The sequence below is a fragment of the Methanosarcina soligelidi genome (assembly GCF_000744315.1).
In the GTDB taxonomy this organism is placed as follows: Archaea; Halobacteriota; Methanosarcinia; order Methanosarcinales; family Methanosarcinaceae; genus Methanosarcina; species Methanosarcina mazei.
The window spans coordinates 3,941,756-3,958,294 of sequence record NZ_JQLR01000001.1 but is presented as its reverse complement, the minus strand read 5'-3'; the positions used below and the strand labels follow the sequence as shown (position 1 = coordinate 3,958,294).

General features: G+C 41.2%; 15 protein-coding genes and 1 pseudogene. 6 read left to right on the top strand and 10 right to left on the bottom strand.

All coding sequences use genetic code 11. The features are described 5' to 3' along the window. Window positions 1–79 precede the first annotated feature (79 nt). Window positions 80–730 (bottom strand): transglutaminase-like domain-containing protein, encoded by a 651-nt coding sequence (locus M886_RS16940; protein ID WP_235204000.1) that lies wholly within the window; start codon window positions 728–730, stop codon window positions 80–82. A gap of 260 nt (window positions 731–990) precedes the next feature. Here M886_RS16940 and M886_RS16935 point away from each other — a divergent pair, with 260 nt between their 5' ends. Continuing rightward, window positions 991–1,515: a hypothetical protein gene (locus M886_RS16935; protein ID WP_048051564.1), complete on the top strand. Its 525-nt coding sequence runs from the start codon at window positions 991–993 to the stop codon at window positions 1,513–1,515. A 189-nt stretch (window positions 1,516–1,704) separates the two neighbouring features. Here the strand turns inward: M886_RS16935 and M886_RS16930 are convergent, their stop codons facing one another. Further along, the gene (locus M886_RS16930) at window positions 1,705–1,938 is read right to left on the bottom strand and encodes a DUF2795 domain-containing protein (RefSeq protein ID WP_011032406.1); all 234 of its coding nucleotides are present in this window, start codon (window positions 1,936–1,938) and stop codon (window positions 1,705–1,707) included. Between the two features lie 732 nt (window positions 1,939–2,670). Between M886_RS16930 and M886_RS16925 the strand changes: the two genes are divergently transcribed. Next, a complete protein-coding gene (locus M886_RS16925; protein ID WP_084685115.1) occupies window positions 2,671–3,810 on the top strand; it encodes a type I restriction endonuclease in 1,140 nt (379 codons plus the stop codon). Between the two features lie 97 nt (window positions 3,811–3,907). Here M886_RS16925 and M886_RS16920 read toward each other — a convergent pair whose 3' ends face one another. Continuing rightward, a complete protein-coding gene (locus tag M886_RS16920; protein ID WP_048038013.1) occupies window positions 3,908–4,258 on the bottom strand; it encodes a cupin domain-containing protein in 351 nt (116 codons plus the stop codon). A 276-nt stretch (window positions 4,259–4,534) separates the two neighbouring features. On the opposite strand from M886_RS16920, the gene M886_RS18780 reads away from it, so the two are divergent. Next, window positions 4,535–4,675, top strand: a complete 141-nt coding sequence (locus M886_RS18780) for a hypothetical protein (RefSeq protein WP_155395190.1) — start codon at window positions 4,535–4,537, stop codon at window positions 4,673–4,675. Window positions 4,676–4,715: 40 nt separating this feature from the next. Here the strand turns inward: M886_RS18780 and M886_RS16915 are convergent. The 6 genes and pseudogenes from M886_RS16915 to M886_RS16890 form a co-directional block, all read right to left on the bottom strand. Then, a pseudogene (locus tag M886_RS16915) lies at window positions 4,716–6,149 on the bottom strand (IS66-like element ISMma14 family transposase). A 209-nt stretch (window positions 6,150–6,358) separates the two neighbouring features. Next, complete coding sequence (locus tag M886_RS16905) at window positions 6,359–6,907, bottom strand: PhzF family phenazine biosynthesis protein (protein ID WP_268745892.1); 549 nt, start codon at window positions 6,905–6,907, stop codon at window positions 6,359–6,361. Further along, entirely contained in the window at window positions 6,886–7,152 is a 267-nt protein-coding gene (locus tag M886_RS19435; protein ID WP_268745868.1) for a PhzF family phenazine biosynthesis protein, read from the bottom strand. Before M886_RS19435 ends, M886_RS16905 begins: the two co-directional genes overlap by 22 nt. Before the next feature lie 92 nt (window positions 7,153–7,244). After that, the gene (locus tag M886_RS16900; protein WP_048039948.1) at window positions 7,245–7,955 is read right to left on the bottom strand and encodes an SAM-dependent methyltransferase; all 711 of its coding nucleotides are present in this window, start codon (window positions 7,953–7,955) and stop codon (window positions 7,245–7,247) included. A 505-nt stretch (window positions 7,956–8,460) separates the two neighbouring features. After that, the gene (locus M886_RS16895; RefSeq protein ID WP_011032401.1) at window positions 8,461–8,715 is read right to left on the bottom strand and encodes a PRC-barrel domain-containing protein; all 255 of its coding nucleotides are present in this window, start codon (window positions 8,713–8,715) and stop codon (window positions 8,461–8,463) included. 145 nt (window positions 8,716–8,860) lie between these two features. Continuing rightward, a complete protein-coding gene (locus M886_RS16890; protein WP_011032400.1) occupies window positions 8,861–11,239 on the bottom strand; it encodes a CDC48 family AAA ATPase in 2,379 nt (792 codons plus the stop codon). 650 nt (window positions 11,240–11,889) lie between these two features. Between M886_RS16890 and M886_RS16885 the strand changes: the two genes are divergently transcribed. Continuing rightward, on the top strand, window positions 11,890–12,660 hold the full coding sequence (locus M886_RS16885) for an NAD+ synthase (RefSeq protein ID WP_048039950.1): 771 nt from the start codon (window positions 11,890–11,892) through the stop codon (window positions 12,658–12,660). A 262-nt stretch (window positions 12,661–12,922) separates the two neighbouring features. Here the strand turns inward: M886_RS16885 and M886_RS16880 are convergent, their stop codons facing one another. Continuing rightward, on the bottom strand, window positions 12,923–14,209 hold the full coding sequence (locus M886_RS16880; protein WP_048051790.1) for a tRNA(Ile)(2)-agmatinylcytidine synthase: 1,287 nt from the start codon (window positions 14,207–14,209) through the stop codon (window positions 12,923–12,925). Window positions 14,210–14,364: 155 nt separating this feature from the next. Here M886_RS16880 and M886_RS16875 point away from each other — a divergent pair, with 155 nt between their 5' ends. Continuing rightward, window positions 14,365–15,348 (top strand): transcriptional regulator, encoded by a 984-nt coding sequence (locus tag M886_RS16875; protein ID WP_011032397.1) that lies wholly within the window; start codon window positions 14,365–14,367, stop codon window positions 15,346–15,348. 137 nt (window positions 15,349–15,485) lie between these two features. Then, entirely contained in the window at window positions 15,486–16,094 is a 609-nt protein-coding gene (gene purN, locus M886_RS16870; protein ID WP_011032396.1) for a phosphoribosylglycinamide formyltransferase, read from the top strand. Window positions 16,095–16,539: the final 445 nt, after the last annotated feature.

Genomic DNA, 16,539 nt, shown 5'->3' with positions numbered 1-16,539 from the left:
ATGGCTGGATATGATATCCACAACTGACACGCTTTCCCTGAGAAGCTCCTGATTAATTTTTTTAATTCAGGATTAATTCTTAATCATGGAACAGGTCCCTCAGCCCAAGATCCCACTGTTCCCACATTTCTTTCCTGCTGTTGCTTTTCTTTAAGATCTCAATAACAGTCGGACTCGGCTCTTTGAATATTATTGGGTGATCCTCTTCCCCACGCTCTTTCTTAACCGGCCAGGCAATTTTTTCTTCATATAAGGAAAACTGAGAGTCTACACCCGGCTTATTGCCTCTTGCGTCCAGCCTTATCCATCTGTCCAGGTCTTTCAAGTATACAGCGTTCAGTCCGTGCAGGACTTTCCTGTCAATTCCTTCCTGACCTGAACAGAGTTTCTGGTAACAGAACCCGGCTGGTATCCCGAAATACCTCAGCATGGCTGCAAGCAGGTGGGATTTGGCACAGCAGATCCCATGCCCGAACTCAAGAACTTCGGATGCCGTACAGGTGACCTCCTGTGCTCCAATATCTCCTGAATGATGGATATCGTCCCGGACAAATTCGTAAATCTTCCTGATCAGGCTGATTTCTTTTTTGTCTCTCTTCTCTCCCTCCTCTACCATATTTTTCTCTAATTCACGGCACTTTCCAACAATCAGTTTATGATCGTAGTTTATCACTTCACTCTTTTTGAGGTAGTCCTGAATGTCGTTGCTTTCAGCGTGTATTTTATTCACCTGCCGGTACTGCCAGTAAATACAATAAAATCTCTATAAAATTTAAACTGATACGGAAACTATTTTTTTATTGACTCTGATATATAAATACGTATGAAATACTATGATTTTCTTAAATTGAAAAGGAAACATTAATTCAGGAACGATTCCGGAATGGTATGGGAATGATGTAGGAATGATTCAGGGCTAATGCAGGGATGATTCAGGATTGATGTGGGAATGATTCAGGATTGATGTGGGAATGATTTGGGGAAAAAGGTATGGCAGAAGACGAAATCCGAACTATGCAAAGAAATGTTGAAAAAGATCTGTTCGATGAACAGAGCAAAATTCTGGATAGATTTTATTCACTGATGACCTTAACATTTACAGCGTTTGCTTTCTTTATTACGGCTCTTACTTTTATTTTTGGGAGAGGGGCCACCAGTTTCCATGCAGCTTTCAGTTCTTATCATATCTCTTTTTCTTTTTTCTGCTTATTCATGACTTTTTTAATTTCAATTATTAATGTGCTGGCAATATTCAACCACAGGAGGCTGGTAAGGAAGGGTGACATGATAGGATACAGAGAGGATAATGAGCTGGTAAATAACAATTTGAAATTATATTTCAATATTTCAAGGCAAAAAACTTACTATGTAATTGCACTTACTTTTATCGCACTTGGACTTACATCCCTTCTCAATCACTTTTCACAGCATCGTGGCATATCTGTTGTGCTTTCCTCCGGATTCGTCGTGATAGTAATGTTGCTAATATTCAATTCTCGAAGGTATTTATCCTGATAGTTCTCGAAGGTATCTATCCTGATAATATAACAAAATAATCAATTAATAGTTCCATAACCGAAAAGACAGATTATAAAAAAAGAAAAAGAGGAGAATCTAAGACTTCCAGTGTGAGTAAGAAATTATCCTTTTCTCACTGTTTCAAAATAAATGAAGAAATAAATTACGGTTTTTAAATTAAGATTTTCAGGCCGGAATTCCCATGTAAATTTTATGAAGCTCCTCGGCGACATCCTCATCGCTGTAGTATTTCCTGTCCGGAAGCATGCCAAGTTCCCGCATTACGTCAGGGATCGCCCCACTCCTACTCGCTCGTCCAATAATTTCATTTCTTTTTACAGGATAATCCATATTTTTCAATATTTCCTGAGTTTTTACAGGAAGCTCTGTAATAAATAAGTCTTTGCTCTCGGTTTCCATACTATTCCTCCTTTATTTTTGTTTATTTTTCTTTAAATCCCCTGCGACGTCCACATAATTTGCCTGCTCCTTTTCAGGAGACAATTTCTATCCCGTATGTCGTCTCCAGCATCATCACCCTGGAGCTAACAGGTTTTTCCTTCTCTGCAGGAAAAATCGATACATTTCCAGGCTTTCTGAAGGAAGCCTAACTTCTTCTGTTAGTAAGAATATCATGGATGATTTACTATTTAAATCTTAACATGTTTGTATAAAATAATACTAAAAATTAATACTTTTATTCATCTTCGTAACAGTATATATTTGTATGTAAGTAATATTCTCATATAAAATTACTAAAAATGAAACCTAAAAACAAAAATATATGTATCTGAAGAAATAAGAATTGAGATTATAAAATCAGTTAAACGTTTGTGGGTTAGGTAATTTTATCCTCGCCCAACATTGTTTTTATTTTTTATATCTTTTATGCAATCTATTTTTTTCAAGATTTAATGCTAAGTTTTTATCAGATGCATATATCCATTTAATAATAATTAACTCCGCCATTACTCTGTATATTTAAACTCTATCTAATGAGGTATAAATTGAACATTAATAACTTTCTTCAGAACAATATAGAAAATAAAAAAATTCTATTAAAATATTTAGTAAATATATATACACAGCATCAAATATATCTATAAGAATGGTGTGATACTTTTAGGTTTTGATGAATTTCTATGAAGGAGTATGGAAATAATGGATTTCATAGATCAAATAAAAGTATTAGCTGCAAAAATTCCGAAATTATCTGAAAGTATAAAAACTGAAGAAGCTACAAAAAATGCTCTTGTAATGCCTCTCTTAAATATACTGGGATATAATGTTTTTGATCCTACTGAAGTTGTTCCTGAATTTACAACCGATTATGGCACAAAAAAAGGTGAGAAGGTTGATTATGCCATTATTCAGGGCTGTAAGCCAATAATACTAATTGAGTGTAAAAATATTGATGCCGATCTGGATAAAGAACATGCTTCCCAACTATTCAGGTATTTTAGCGTAAGTGAAGCAAAAATTGGAATCTTAACAAATGGAATTGTATATCGATTTTTTACCGATATCGACACTCCAAATAAAATGGATGATAAAGCGTTTTTGGAGATTAACCTGTTAGATATCAAAGAGCCTTTGATAAATGAATTAAAACGATTTAAGAAAGAATCCTTCAATATTGATGATCTGGCGAATATAGCCTGCGAATTAAAATATACAAGGGAAATAAAGCTAATTCTTGCTAATGAAATTAATTCTCCTTCTGAAGAATTTGTTAAATATTTTACTAAGAAAGTAAATAATGCTCCTTTTACTCAGAGTGTCCGTGAAAAGTTTACAATTTTCACAAAAAATGCTCTCAATCAGTTCATTAATGACCGGATAAATGACAGGTTAAAACTTGCTATGTCCGATGAGTCACTTTCATCCAATCCAGCAGAGTATATACAGGCTCCAAATTCGGGGGAAAGTAAAGAGTTGCCTTTATCTGACGTTCCAAATACTAGTCCTGCGGGAATTCTAACAACTGGAGAAGAACTGGAAGGCTACTATATTATAAAATCGATTCTTCGTGAAAGCCTGGACCTTAAAAGAATTGCTATCAGGGACAAGAAATCTTACTGCGGTGTACTATTAGACGACAATAACAGAAAGCCAATCTGCCGTATGTATTTCAATACAAAGCAAAAATATCTGGGCTTATTCTCTGAAAATAAAGATGAAGAAAAAGTTCCAATAGAAGATTTGAACTGTATTTATAACTATGCAGATAAACTGAGAAACATAGTTAACAGTTATGATAATGGAAGACAAAACATGGAAGGTACGGATTAAACTCTCAAAATATCTTCTTATATTTTCTTTTTAGTGAGCTATTTTCTCAATTTTTTGTTAATAAGGAGTGTAACATTTTTTTACTTTTAGAAATTCCTCATTCTTCGTCCCTACGAATCCTTCTTCCCCCAAACGCATGAATAGTTCTCGTTCCTGCGATACACTTTCCCCACTGTTCTGTCCCCTTCTCGATGAATAATTCGTCCCCCGGATTAAGGACAAACTCCTCGTCATTTAAAAACGCTGTATATCGCCCGCTAACGCAAACCATCCACTCGTCAAATTCATGCGTATGTTTCCTGGAAGCCCTGTCAGAATAACAGGTCCAGAAAGCCATCTGGCTGCCGTCTGCGCCTTCGTAAAAATAGCCGTCAATATCTTCAGTATTTTGCTCCTTACTGCTGATATGATTGCTTTTGCTTTTCATAAAATCCGGAAAATCTTTCATGTTCGAAATCTCCCAGCATTTAACTAATTTATATAATATCAAATCAATGTATGAATTGTAACTTCAAATCAAAAAACAACTTATAGAGAACTTGTATTCCCTGTTCGCAAATTGAAACAACATAAAGCAGTAATTGCAAGAATACCTTAATATTTTATGCTATTGATTTTTTATTTAACATAAACACAGGTTTGTATTGCCATAAACAATTCAGCATCAGTAAGCGTTTCAGTATATTTATTGCTTTAGCAGACATCAAATTATTGAGGTGAACAAATGCCGGCAAGAAAAGTAAAGAATGATAATAAAGAAAAAGAACTAATGGAAAAACTAGAGTCAATACAAGAAAAAAGAGAAGATACAGCAGAACAAATAAACATAGAAGAGGAACCCGATGAAAGTAAAAGGCCTAAATAAACAGTATGTTACAAATTAACGTTAAAAAATACGTAACTGCTCAGAGTATAGTTAACGGCGCTCCTATGAGCGCCGCACGAATACCCTCTAAAACAGGTAAACCGTTCTTTTTTCCTGTAGAAATGTACGCCCTAATTCTGCAGAAAGCTTGCGCTCCCATTGCTTTTCTGAAAGTTCCCGATATTTTCTGCTGTAGTTTCATCATCCTGATATCTCTTTCTGCCTGATTATTATCAAATGGAACTTTCAAATCTGTCAGGAATCTCAGAATCTTTTCTTTGTGTTCTATAAACCTATCCAGCAGATTCCTTGATTTTGTTTTTGGATTTTTACCGCGTTTTCCCTGTTTTTCAGGATTTAGAGAATGCGGATTTTCTTCAAGCGCTCTAATGATAATTGCATCAAACCTTTCTTCCAATGCTTTAATTTGCTCAAAATCAGGTTCTCTTAATTGCTCTTTACACTCATCAGTGTATTTCTTCATCTCAGTGAGCAGTTCATTCATCTCTTTAGCCCATGTCTGTTTATAGTTCTCTTCAATTCCTGTAAGTTCTCTCTGTAAATGAGCGTTACACAGAGCATGATCACAATCATAAACGTTGTAAGGTTTCCATCCATCATGAACTGCTACTCCCTTAAACTTCGGAAGAATTCCCATAGCATCTATTGCTTCTGCTCCTCTTTTTGTATGAGCAAAATAACATGTGTATTTTTCATTAGAAGCTACATGAAGCCAGTGTCTTTTTCCTTCAATCTTCATACCAGTTTCATCAAAATTGATTACAGGCGAGGCTAATAACTTCTCTCTAATAACGTTTTCAAATTCCTCTAAATTCTGGAAACATTCTCTTTCTGCTCTAATTATCGTAGCAGGACAGATTTTTATTCCCATAATGTCTTCAAATAACTCAGAAATTCTATCATAAGGAACAAACTGGTAATTTTTACAGTAAATAGCTGAAGCTAAAATATTAGGGCCATACTGAACCGGATATTTCACTGATTCGGGAAAAACGGCTTTATTCAACTTTCCACAACAAGGACAGGTTTTAATCTGACTTTTATGTTCTGTAACAATTAGATTTACGGGAGGAATGTCAAAGACCTGTCTTCTCTCATAAGCTTCAACTTCAACATTCTCAAGGGTAGATCCGCATTCTTTGCAGCAGGTCAAAGAATGTTCTATTACCTACTCAGGATGATCAACCATATCAAGAGTCGTGCCTGGATGACCTTCCTGACCTCCAGGTTTCTTCCCGCTTGGTTTACGCAGACTCTTGGGATTAGGTTTCTCTTTGACAAAATAATCAGTAGAAGGAGGTCGACTGCTGTTACGACTGTTTTGATTTAAACGAGATTCTAAGGCTACAAGTCTTTCAGTGAGTTCTTTAACTTGAGATTCTAAACTCTCAATGTAAGCTACAATAATTTCAGGATTTGAAGCACAGTAAGAAAGAATCTCATCACGTTTCATAAAGCTAAAAAGGAATCATTTTATATCCAATTTTTCCTCGGAACGAGGAAAAATGTGTAGCCTCGTTAAGGCTACCTGAATAGTTACAAAAATACATGAATTTTATTTTCAACAGTTCGGTTTTTCACTCAGGGTTGTATGGCACAACTCTTACAATGCCTTTCATTTTCGCATCCATATTTTTCGATCCTGCTGTGCCTGTTGATTATTTAAATTAGTAATTCTCCTTCCAGCACCATCACAGCTTTTCCTGAAATTAAAACCCTTTCTCCGGCAACTTTTACTTTCTGGACCCCGCCGCGTTCCGAAGCCTGATACGCAATAAACTCGTCTTTGTTTAGTCTCTTTTGCCAGTAAGGTCCCAGACAGCAGTGAGACGATCCCGTAACCGGATCTTCCCAAATCCCTATCTCAGGTGCAAAAAACCTGGATACAAAATCATATTCTCCGGTTCTGGATCTGGCTGTAACGATTACTCCCCTTGCCGGCACTTTTGAAAGTTTCACGAAATCCGGCTTCATTGTTCTCACTGTTTCTTCGGATTCGACTTCTATCAGGTAGTCAAATATATTTTTCCCGACATAAGTCGCTTCTACTCCGAGTGATTCAAGCAGTCCTGCCGGCGGTTCTGTTTTTTCTTCAGGCAGCGCCGGGAAATTTAATTCGATCCAGCCATTGTTCATTATAGCCGTCAATAAGCCGCTTTTTGTACTGAATCTTGCTTCCTGGTCGTTTTTCAAAAATCCTTTCTCCCACAGAATATGGGCGCTTGCCAGTGTTGCATGCCCGCATAGGTCAATTTCTCCTTCCTAAACCATCTCAGGTCATACCTCAGATCATATTCCTTATTGCTTTTTACAAGAAATGCGGTTTCTGAGAGGTTTATCTCATGAGCTATGTTCTGCATTATTTTCTCATCCAGCTTCTCATTCAGGACACATACACCTGCCGGGTTTCCCGAAAATGGCTTTTCAGTAAATGCGTCTACCTGATAGATTTTCATATTAAATGCTCCTTGCAGGGCAAACATTACAATGATTTCAACGGTTTTGCGGCCAGATAAAATGGCGTGCCCCTCTATGAAAAAAATTAAATTTACAACCTGGTAGCTATAATTAAAACCAGATTGAAGTAATTTCCACCCTCAGCTTCCATCATTCCAATATCTCTGCGGGCATAGTCATTATCACACGAAAGCCAGTCCTTCCACGCTTCTTCCAGGCACTTCATTTCCTTACATTCATCTATACCGACCAGATCAGATTTTTTCCATAAATTATACCACCAGTCGCCGGAGTGGAGAGTCATGCTCATGTCTTCAAACCAGTACGGTTGCATCTCTTCAGGAACTCCGTCTGTAAACTCTTTCTTCAGTCCCGGGACTGCAACCGCTATTTTTCCTCCTTTTTTAACAAGTGGGGCAAGGTGTTTTGTTAAGTAATCCTCTTCAATTCCAAAATAGTGGTATGCATCCACACTTATGGCGACATCAAAAAATTCATCTGCAAACGGCAAATCATGTGCTTCCGCGTGTATTGGTATTATTTTATCTTCCAGTCCCATTGACTTAATTCTGTCATAATTTTCTGTTGCACTGATCCATAAGTCGGTAGCAAAAACAGTAACTCCATATTCTTTTGCCAGGAAGATTGAAGTTAATCCTTTTCCACAGCCAAGGTCAAGTACCCTCATGCCTTCTTCAAGTTTCAAGGATTCCAACAATTCTTCAATGATCTTTATTGCGTTCGGTCCCATCATGTTCTCTTTCAAAAAAGCAGTATCATACTTGCTGGATTTTGTAAACATTGTCTTGACCTTCTTTGTTTTATCTTTTTCACACCATTTATACAGCTTGTTCTTTATATTTGCTTCTTTTTCTTGTTTTAGCAGAAAGATAACGGAAGGTAGACGAAATAGAAAGGATAAAAATAGAAAAGATAAAAACAGAAAAAGCTTCGGAGTTGATAAAAGCAGAAGTGAATTATCATTTGCTTGTCTTCTTTTTTTATATTTGAGAAGGTCACTCTCCTTCGTCGAGCGGAACAAGAACGGTTTAGTATAGTGAATGAGATTGCATAGGCTAGAGATATTCATAACTTAATCTCTTCTGGTCCTCTCGGGTCAGATCACTATTATCTTAACCCATCTTAACCCAAAAATTAGTCCTCTTGAGGAAGCGAAGCGACCGAAAAGGACACCGCCCTCCTGAGGCGGAACTCGGGTGCCGAGGCGGAACTCGGGTGAGCAAAAAAAGTGAAATAGGGTCTGAAAAGGAAAGTAAATGAGTTCTTCCCTTTCCCTGTTTTTCAATTCATGCCCTTGCTTTCATTTTGTCTATGATAATATAGTCTTTGATGGCGCTTACGGAATCGAAAGGAATCAGGAGGTAGTTGTCCTCTTTTTTGTATCTGGAAGCATCAAAGGTTGGGTTCGGGCTGACCATAAGGTCAATAATGCGCCCTCCCTTGATCTCGATTACAATATTGCTCAGTGTTCCTATTTCTGTTCCGTCGGTAGCCATCACCTGCTTATTGAAGAGGAGGTTTCTTGCAAATACTTTAGACATTCTTATCTTGTCTCCGTGCTCAGTGTTATGCGGGATTAGGTAAAGCCGGCTTTTCAGTTTAAATACATTTACTTTTTACATTTATTCAGTTTGAATCCGTATACTTTATAAACTCTTCCTTTTTAAGAGTTACTAATTTAAATTTTTACCTGTATCCCACCAATCCGGCTGTCTCGACCGGTCTCTGGCCTCCTTTAAACTGCTCCTCTATCTTCTCATAGAACTGGGCAATGTTCTCGTTAATTGTGGGCTTAACTTTCTTAAGGGCTTCTCTGAAGTGCCTCATCTCAATCGCTTCAATATCGAAGTTTTCTCTGAGAGCAAACATTACAGCCTCTCTGCATACCGCTTCTATATCCGCACCCACATATCCTTCTGTCGTATCGGCAAGGTTCTCAAGGTTCACGTCCTCTGCAAGAGGTGTATTCTGCGTATGGATTTTGAAGATCCTCAGCCTGCCTTTCCTGTCCGGCGCCCCCACATAAACAAGCCTGTCAAAGCGGCCAGGACGCAGGATTGCGGGGTCAAGCAGGTTAGGGCGGTTAGTTGCGGCAATAATTACCACATCCTTGAGTGTCTCAAGCCCGTCCATTTCGGTGAGCAGCTGGTTGAGTACCCTTTCAGAAGTCCGGCTGTCCGTGGATTCCATACCCTGCATACCGGCAATAGAGTCGATCTCATCAAAGAAGACAACACAGGGAGAGACCTGCCTCGCTTTCTTGAAGGTTTCACGAATTGCTTTTTCCGATTCTCCAAGCCACTTTGAAAACATCTCCGGCCCTTTAACGCTTATGAAATTGGCATTTGACTCTTTTGCAACAGCCTGGGCTATCAGGGTCTTTCCTGTTCCCGGAGGTCCGTAAAGCAGGATTCCTTTAGGAGCTTTTATTCCCATCTTGACAAACTTTTCCGGGTTTTTAATAGGCCACTCAACAGCTTCGATGATAGAATGCTTTGCTTCATCAAGACCTCCAACATCGCCCCAGCTGACAGAAGGCATCTCAACAAAGATCTCTCTCAGGGCTGAAGGCTCGGCTTCCATCAGTGCATCTTCGAAGTTCTTTTTGGTTACAACAATCTTCTCCAGCCTTTCAGGTGGGATTGTGTCAATTTCCAGGTCGAGGTCAGGCAGGTTTTCCCTTAGGCACCTCATTGCTGCTTCCTGCACAAGAGCCAGAAGGTCCGCACCCACAAATCCCTGCGTCCTCTCAGCCAGGGACATGAGATACAGGTTTGTCTTCTCTTTCTTTTCCCTCTCCATGGCAGCTTCATCGACTTCTATCTCAGTCCCTGTTTCAACCTCGAATTCATCCAGGGCTCCAATTTCGACTTCCGGCGCAGGCTCACCTGTCACGGACTCTTCATCTTTTTCAATCGGCATGCCCCTTGTATGGATCTGCAGAATCTCATACCTGTCTTTGGTATCCGGCACTCCTATATGGATTTCCCTGTCAAAGCGGCCAGGTCTCCTGAGTGCTGGGTCTATTGCGTCCACACGGTTGGTAGCCCCTATAACCACAACCTGTCCTCTTTCCTCCATCCCGTCAAGCAGGGTCAGGAGCTGGGCAACCACACGCCTTTCCACTTCCCCTGTCACGTTTTCCCTCTTGGGGGCAATGGAGTCGATTTCATCGATGAAGATGACTGAAGGGGCTTCCTGGGTAGCCTCCTCGAAGATCTTCCTCAGCCTTTCTTCACTTTCCCCATAGAACTTTCCTACAATCTCGGGCCCGGCAATGTAATGGAAACTTGCTCCGGACTCGTTTGCCACGGCTTTTGCAATCAGGGTCTTTCCGGTTCCCGGTGGGCCGTAGAGGATGACTCCTTTCGGAGGCTCAATGTTAAGGTGGGCAAAAAGTTCAGGGTGCTTCATGGGCATCTCTATCATTTCACGGACACGCATGATCTCGTCACCCAGGCCCCCTATATCTTCATAGGTGGTGACGCCTCTTGTTGCCTTTTCGTAGCCCTGTACCGGTTTTTTCCGGAGTTCAATGTTTGTTGTTTCGGTAATCAGGACAATTGTATTTGCAGGGTCAGTCTCGACAGCAACCAGGGGGATTACCTGGCTTGTTGTCAGGGACTCTGTCATTGGCTGAGACATTGAATTTATTATTGGAATTATGTCCCCCTTGAACACAGGTCTTTTCAGGATATGCCGTTTTATGATCTCATTTGCATGTTCTCCAAACTGAAGTTCGGGCCCTCCCTGTGTCATGCTTTCCGGAAGCGCCAGGATCAATTTTTTTGCTTCCGGGGCTTCAACCTTTTTAATTGTCACCTTCTCCCCTATGGAGACCCCGGCATTTTGCCGGATGAAATTATCAATGCGCACAATTCCCTGTTCCCAGTCCTGCCGGTCCGCTCTCCATACCTTTGCAGTGGTCTTTTTCTTCCCCCTTATCTCCACAATGTCACCGGGAGAGAGCTGAAGTTTCAGCAGAGCTGTAGGGTCAAGCCGGATAATTCCTCTTCCAAGGTCAATAGGATATGCCTTTTCAACCTTCAACTGTATTTCTTCCATGGATCATCCCGAAAATAGTTGTCTTTTTGATTATTATTCTATCTGGTAATGGTATAAAATGAAAGGATACCGTTTTTTCCGAATTTTCCGGATCGAATACTTCTTAACTATCGTTTTCTACGGATAGAGTTCTTAACTATCTGTTTTCTATATTAGATTCTCTTTTTATTTTAATGCCTTTCTCCGGAAAATTTATCCTGTATGCGTTTAAGCTGGAGCGTGCCGCGGATATGGTGTAATTTTCGTTTGCTTCAAATTTCTAGCTTCAAATTTCTAATATCTACACATGTTTCTGCTTTTCTCTTCCGGAAAACATACTTTCGCCAGTTTCTGGCTTTCTGGACACAGGACTACTGGATGCTCAGGACCGGGAAATAGCTCAGTATATTTTAACACTCAGGTATTTATATTGAAATGTCCGGAAGACACGCCTCCTATATTCCCCATTTATTAAATAAGTTTACCTTTCACTCTGTTTTCTCTGGAAGGTTAATATATTTACAGCTTCTGTGTATAAAACTGTTTAACAGGGTCTGAATCAAATTTTTTGATGTTATTGTTCAGACTCTCCAGCAAAGCAGCCTTTAGTTTAAATTTTAGGTTAAAATATTTGAATTCACACGATTCACAAATTTCAGGAATTTAAGATTATGGACCTTGAAAACGCACAGAACAGGATTATTGATTTTATCCGGGACGAGACTGGCAGAGCAGGCGTAAAAGGGGTAGTCGTTGGCATCAGCGGAGGGATTGACTCCGCCCTTACCGCAACTCTTGCCGTAAAAGCTCTCGGAAAGGACAGGGTTCTTGGCATCCACATGCCTGAGAGCAGCCTTACCCCCGCAGTTGACAGTGAGGACGCTGAGGCTCTGGCAGGCTGGCTCGGGATAGAGTACAGGACAATTGACATCTCAGGCATTATCTCGGCTTTTATGGCTGCAGTCCCGGAGAGCGAATCTGCAGACAGGCTCACGAAAGGCAACCTGAAAGCAAGGACCAGGATGTCTCTTCTTTATTTCCATGCAAACCGGCTGAACCGCATGGTTATCGGGACAGGAAACAAAACCGAGATCCTTCTCGGCTACTACACGAAATACGGGGACGGAGGCGTTGACCTTGAACCTATAGGAGGGCTTTATAAAACCGGGGTATGGGAGCTTTCCAGCAGGCTGGGAATCCCGGAATCTCTCATCACCAAAAAACCGTCCGCAGGTCTATGGGCAGGCCAGACAGATGAAGCAGATCTTGGCATATCATACGTGAAGGTTGATGAAGTTCTGAAAATGATTGAGGATGGCGTAGAACCGGAAGTAATTCTGGATAAGACAGGGGTTTCCGCAGATCAGCTTAACTCTGTCACCAGGCGCATTGAGATAAATGAACACAAAAGAAAAGCTCCTCCGGTGCCGGAACTCTATTGAATTTACTGGTCAACTCCATTAAATTTGCTGGTTAACTCCATTGAACTGACTTGTTAACTTCATTGGATTCGCCGGTTAACTTCATTGGATCCACCGGTTAACTTTATTGAATTCACCGGTTAGCTCCATTGAATTTACCTGCTATCTATGTCGAATTTGCCGGAATAGCTGTGTTGAATATATGGACTGACTTTACCAGACCCGCCGGATTGAAGACGAAAAAGAGGCGAAAAAGGAATTTTTTCCTCTTATCGAGCAGGATTTATCGAGCAGGATTAAGTCTTATGTCCCTGCGCTTTTCTCTTGCAAGCGGCTTTGCAAGATGCCTCCTGGCGCAGGGGGGGACTTCATAGAGGCCGGGGTCAAGGTCCCTGTCCACTTCAGATCTGACTTTTGAAGGGGAATCCGTTCCGCATTTTTTGCAGCGGAACCCCTGCCCCCTGCCTGAGGATTTCATATGTTTTCCGCATTCAGGGCACATGGGGTTTTCTTCCCTGGACACCGGAGCAAGAGATTTGATTTCGATTTTTTCAATATTAAGGGTCCCGGAAGTGACACTTCCTGAGAGACAGATAAGATCTCCGGGGACGAGTTTTCTTATAAGCGACCTGAAATTCTTTGTCGGTTCGAAGGCTGCACAATCAATTTCTGCTCCCTCCCTGTCCCGGACTGCAAAAATGACATGTCCACCTTCAAGGGTTTTCGGGGCTGCCGAAACCGTGCCTTCAAGCCTGTAGGAGTGCATATCCCTGGTCTCAGCGATATTCTGAGCCGGAAGGAGGTGCATGTCAGTTCCCTGGTTAGTCCTGTACACGGCAAAGCGCTCGACAGGCTCAGCCCGGATGAGAGATGCAGCTTTATTTACTATCTCAGGGCTTTCTCCTCTTATCCCGAACAAAACCGGGTCTGCTGAATGGGGAACACAGACTACTAGCCTGTTTGTAAGGTCCACGGTATCCCATGTTTCGGGATATGTTTCCTTATCAGCTTCAAAAAAACTTTTTTTATCCACTTCACGCGGAGTTCCCCATCTATCTTTCTGCCTGTACGCCAGATGCTCAAAAGTGAAGTCCAACCCATCCTGATCGAGCATTGCCCCGCAGGCTGCAAGTGCACCTATAAGTCCTCTCCCGTTTTTGAATCCCTTTGAGGCGATCCCGAGTATGGAGATAAGGTCTTTTGCTTTTTTTATTTCAATTACGTCTCTTACAGCCTCTTCCAGAAAACGCATGAGTACAGGCCTGAGCCTTCCGTAATCTTTATCCTGAATAAATACCGCACCCGGGTTGGTCTTCTCGCACTCCATGCGTGCAAGTTCTTCTATTCTGGATGTTACATGTGCGATTACCTTTTCAGGACAGTCGGTTTTAAGTTTCAGGGCTACTGCTGCATTTCCCCTTGTTTTATAAGGGATTGTAGGGTTCAGGCGCACGAGGAGAGGCAGGGTTTCTATATTTCCGTATTCCTGAAGTTCCTCAAGCAGCAGGGCTCCCAGATATGTGGTGCACATGCCTTCGTTTGAGTCCGTATCGTCGATTCCGATGATCATTTTTTTCCTTATCCAGTTTTCTCCCTTAATATTTCTGCAATTGCGGTCAGGGGAAACCAGCATTTTCGGGATTCTCCGGCTTGTTTTCCCCATCTACTCGCTGACAATGTTGGAGAAATATATATATAGATGTTCAAACAGAAATTAATAGCGGAATGACAAAAGAGGTTCTCATACATCAAATTATTGATGTATTGGCACGTGCGGGTTTTGCACTCTCTGACCGCTGTAATATACGCCCGAGGAGCTTTGACGTTGCCGCACGAAAAGATGATACACTATTACTTTGCAAGGTTTTATTTAATATTGACGGCCTGAACGAAGAAACAGCAAGGGAGATGAAATATCTTGCTGAGTATCTGGGAGGTTCCGCTATCGTGGTCGGAGCCAAGACAAGGGACCAGATGCTTGAAGACAGCGTTGTCTACATGCGCTATGATATCCTTGCCCTCAGCGTCCAGACCCTGTATGATTACTTTGTTGAAAATATCAGGCCTCTGGTATCGGCAGCACCTGGAGGGCTTTATGTCTCAATAGAGGGAGATCTCCTTAAGAAGGCAAGAACCACCCAGTCCATGTCCCTCGGGACTCTGGCTTCCATGGTGGGGGTTTCAAGAAGAACTATCAGCAAGTATGAAGAAGAAGGCATGGACGCTTCCATTGACGTCGTGCTCCATCTTGAGGACATTTTCGGGGTAGAGCTGGCAAAACCCATTGATATCCTGAAGTCCTGCGGGAGCAGAAAGCCGAGGAAAAAAGCAGAGCCTGAAAAGGAGGAGCCAAAGGGGAAACCCGGAACGCTTTTGCCCGAAGACCTTATCTTGAATACAATTTCAATGCTGGGGTATGATGTGCTCCCTACAGCTCAGGCACCTTTCAAAGCCATCTCCAGGGATAAGTCTTCGGTTATCCTTACAGGTGTGAGTGAATTCAATACAACCGTAATCAAGAGGGCTCACCTTATGAGCAGCATTTCCTGCATTACGGAAACACAGTCCGTGTTCATAATTAACGGGCGTTCCAAACTGAAATCCGTTGAAAATACGGTGCTTATAGAAAAGAAAGAACTAGACACTATAAGTGATTCTCAGGAACTCCTCGATTTTATAGAGGAACGCAAGGATACTCATGAGGCATAAACTACTTCTTTTTCCTGAGGTTCGGAGAGGACCCTGAGACAAACTATTTTTCTCTTCCTCTGGATTTACTTCCGTTTTTAAGGGTGCGGTAAAGCTCCAAAAACCTAATATATCACTGTTTCAATCTAAATCCCTCAATGACGGTAAAGATTGCAGTGCTGGTCTCTGGACGGGGTTCAAATCTCCAGGCGATCATAGATAGCATTGAAAAGGGCTACATAAAAAACGCGGCAGTTAATGTAGTTATCTCCAACAAAGCCGATGCTTATGCGCTCGAACGTGCAAAAAACCACGGTATCAGTGCTGTCTTTCTTGACTCCAGAGGGCGGGACAGAGCTGAATATGACAGGGAAATCCTGAAAGTGCTCAGACAGTATGATACTGACCTCCTTTTGCTTGCAGGCTATTTCCGGCTTCTGGGAAGCGAGATTATTAATGCATACCGGAACAGGATACTGAACATCCATCCCTCTCTTCTCCCGGCTTTCAAAGGGCTTCATGCCCAGAAACAGGCTTTTGAATATGGGGTAAAGGTTGCCGGCTGCACTGTTCATTTTGTAGACGAAGGTCTCGATTCAGGTCCGATTATTATCCAGAGATGCGTGCCTGTGCTCCCGGGAGATACCGAAGAGACCCTTACTGACAGGATTCTTGAGCAGGAGCATATTATCTATCCCGAAGCTGTCAGGCTTTTTGTCGAGGGGAAACTTAAAGTTGAGGGCAGGAACGTAACAGCCCCTGATTAAGACCTTTGAAAAGGAAGATAAAGGAACCCGGGATTTCATCAGTTTTATCATGAGGTGCAAGACTGGAGAGAATCAGACCCTGACATGGAGTAAAGTTTTCCGGAAAACATAGTTCCATATAGCAATTTCAGCTTCGCAGGTTAGAAAACTTCTTTCAAAAAAAGAAGGCGCACCAAAACGGAACAGATTTTACCCATTAGTATCTTCATTAGTGTATTCATCCGCTGGTATCTTCATCAATACCCTGATGGTTATAAGTACATGAAATTATATTACTCACGCGAAATTGCCCCTTCAACCGAAAGCTTTCAATATTACATAATTTCCTGAGTCTAAAGATTACTCAGAAAATTTTTCATTAACCTTTAAATGAGTCTGAATGAGATCCCTGATCTCAGTATAAAGTTTATTTCAATCAGAGCTCCTTTAATCAGAGCTCTTTTAA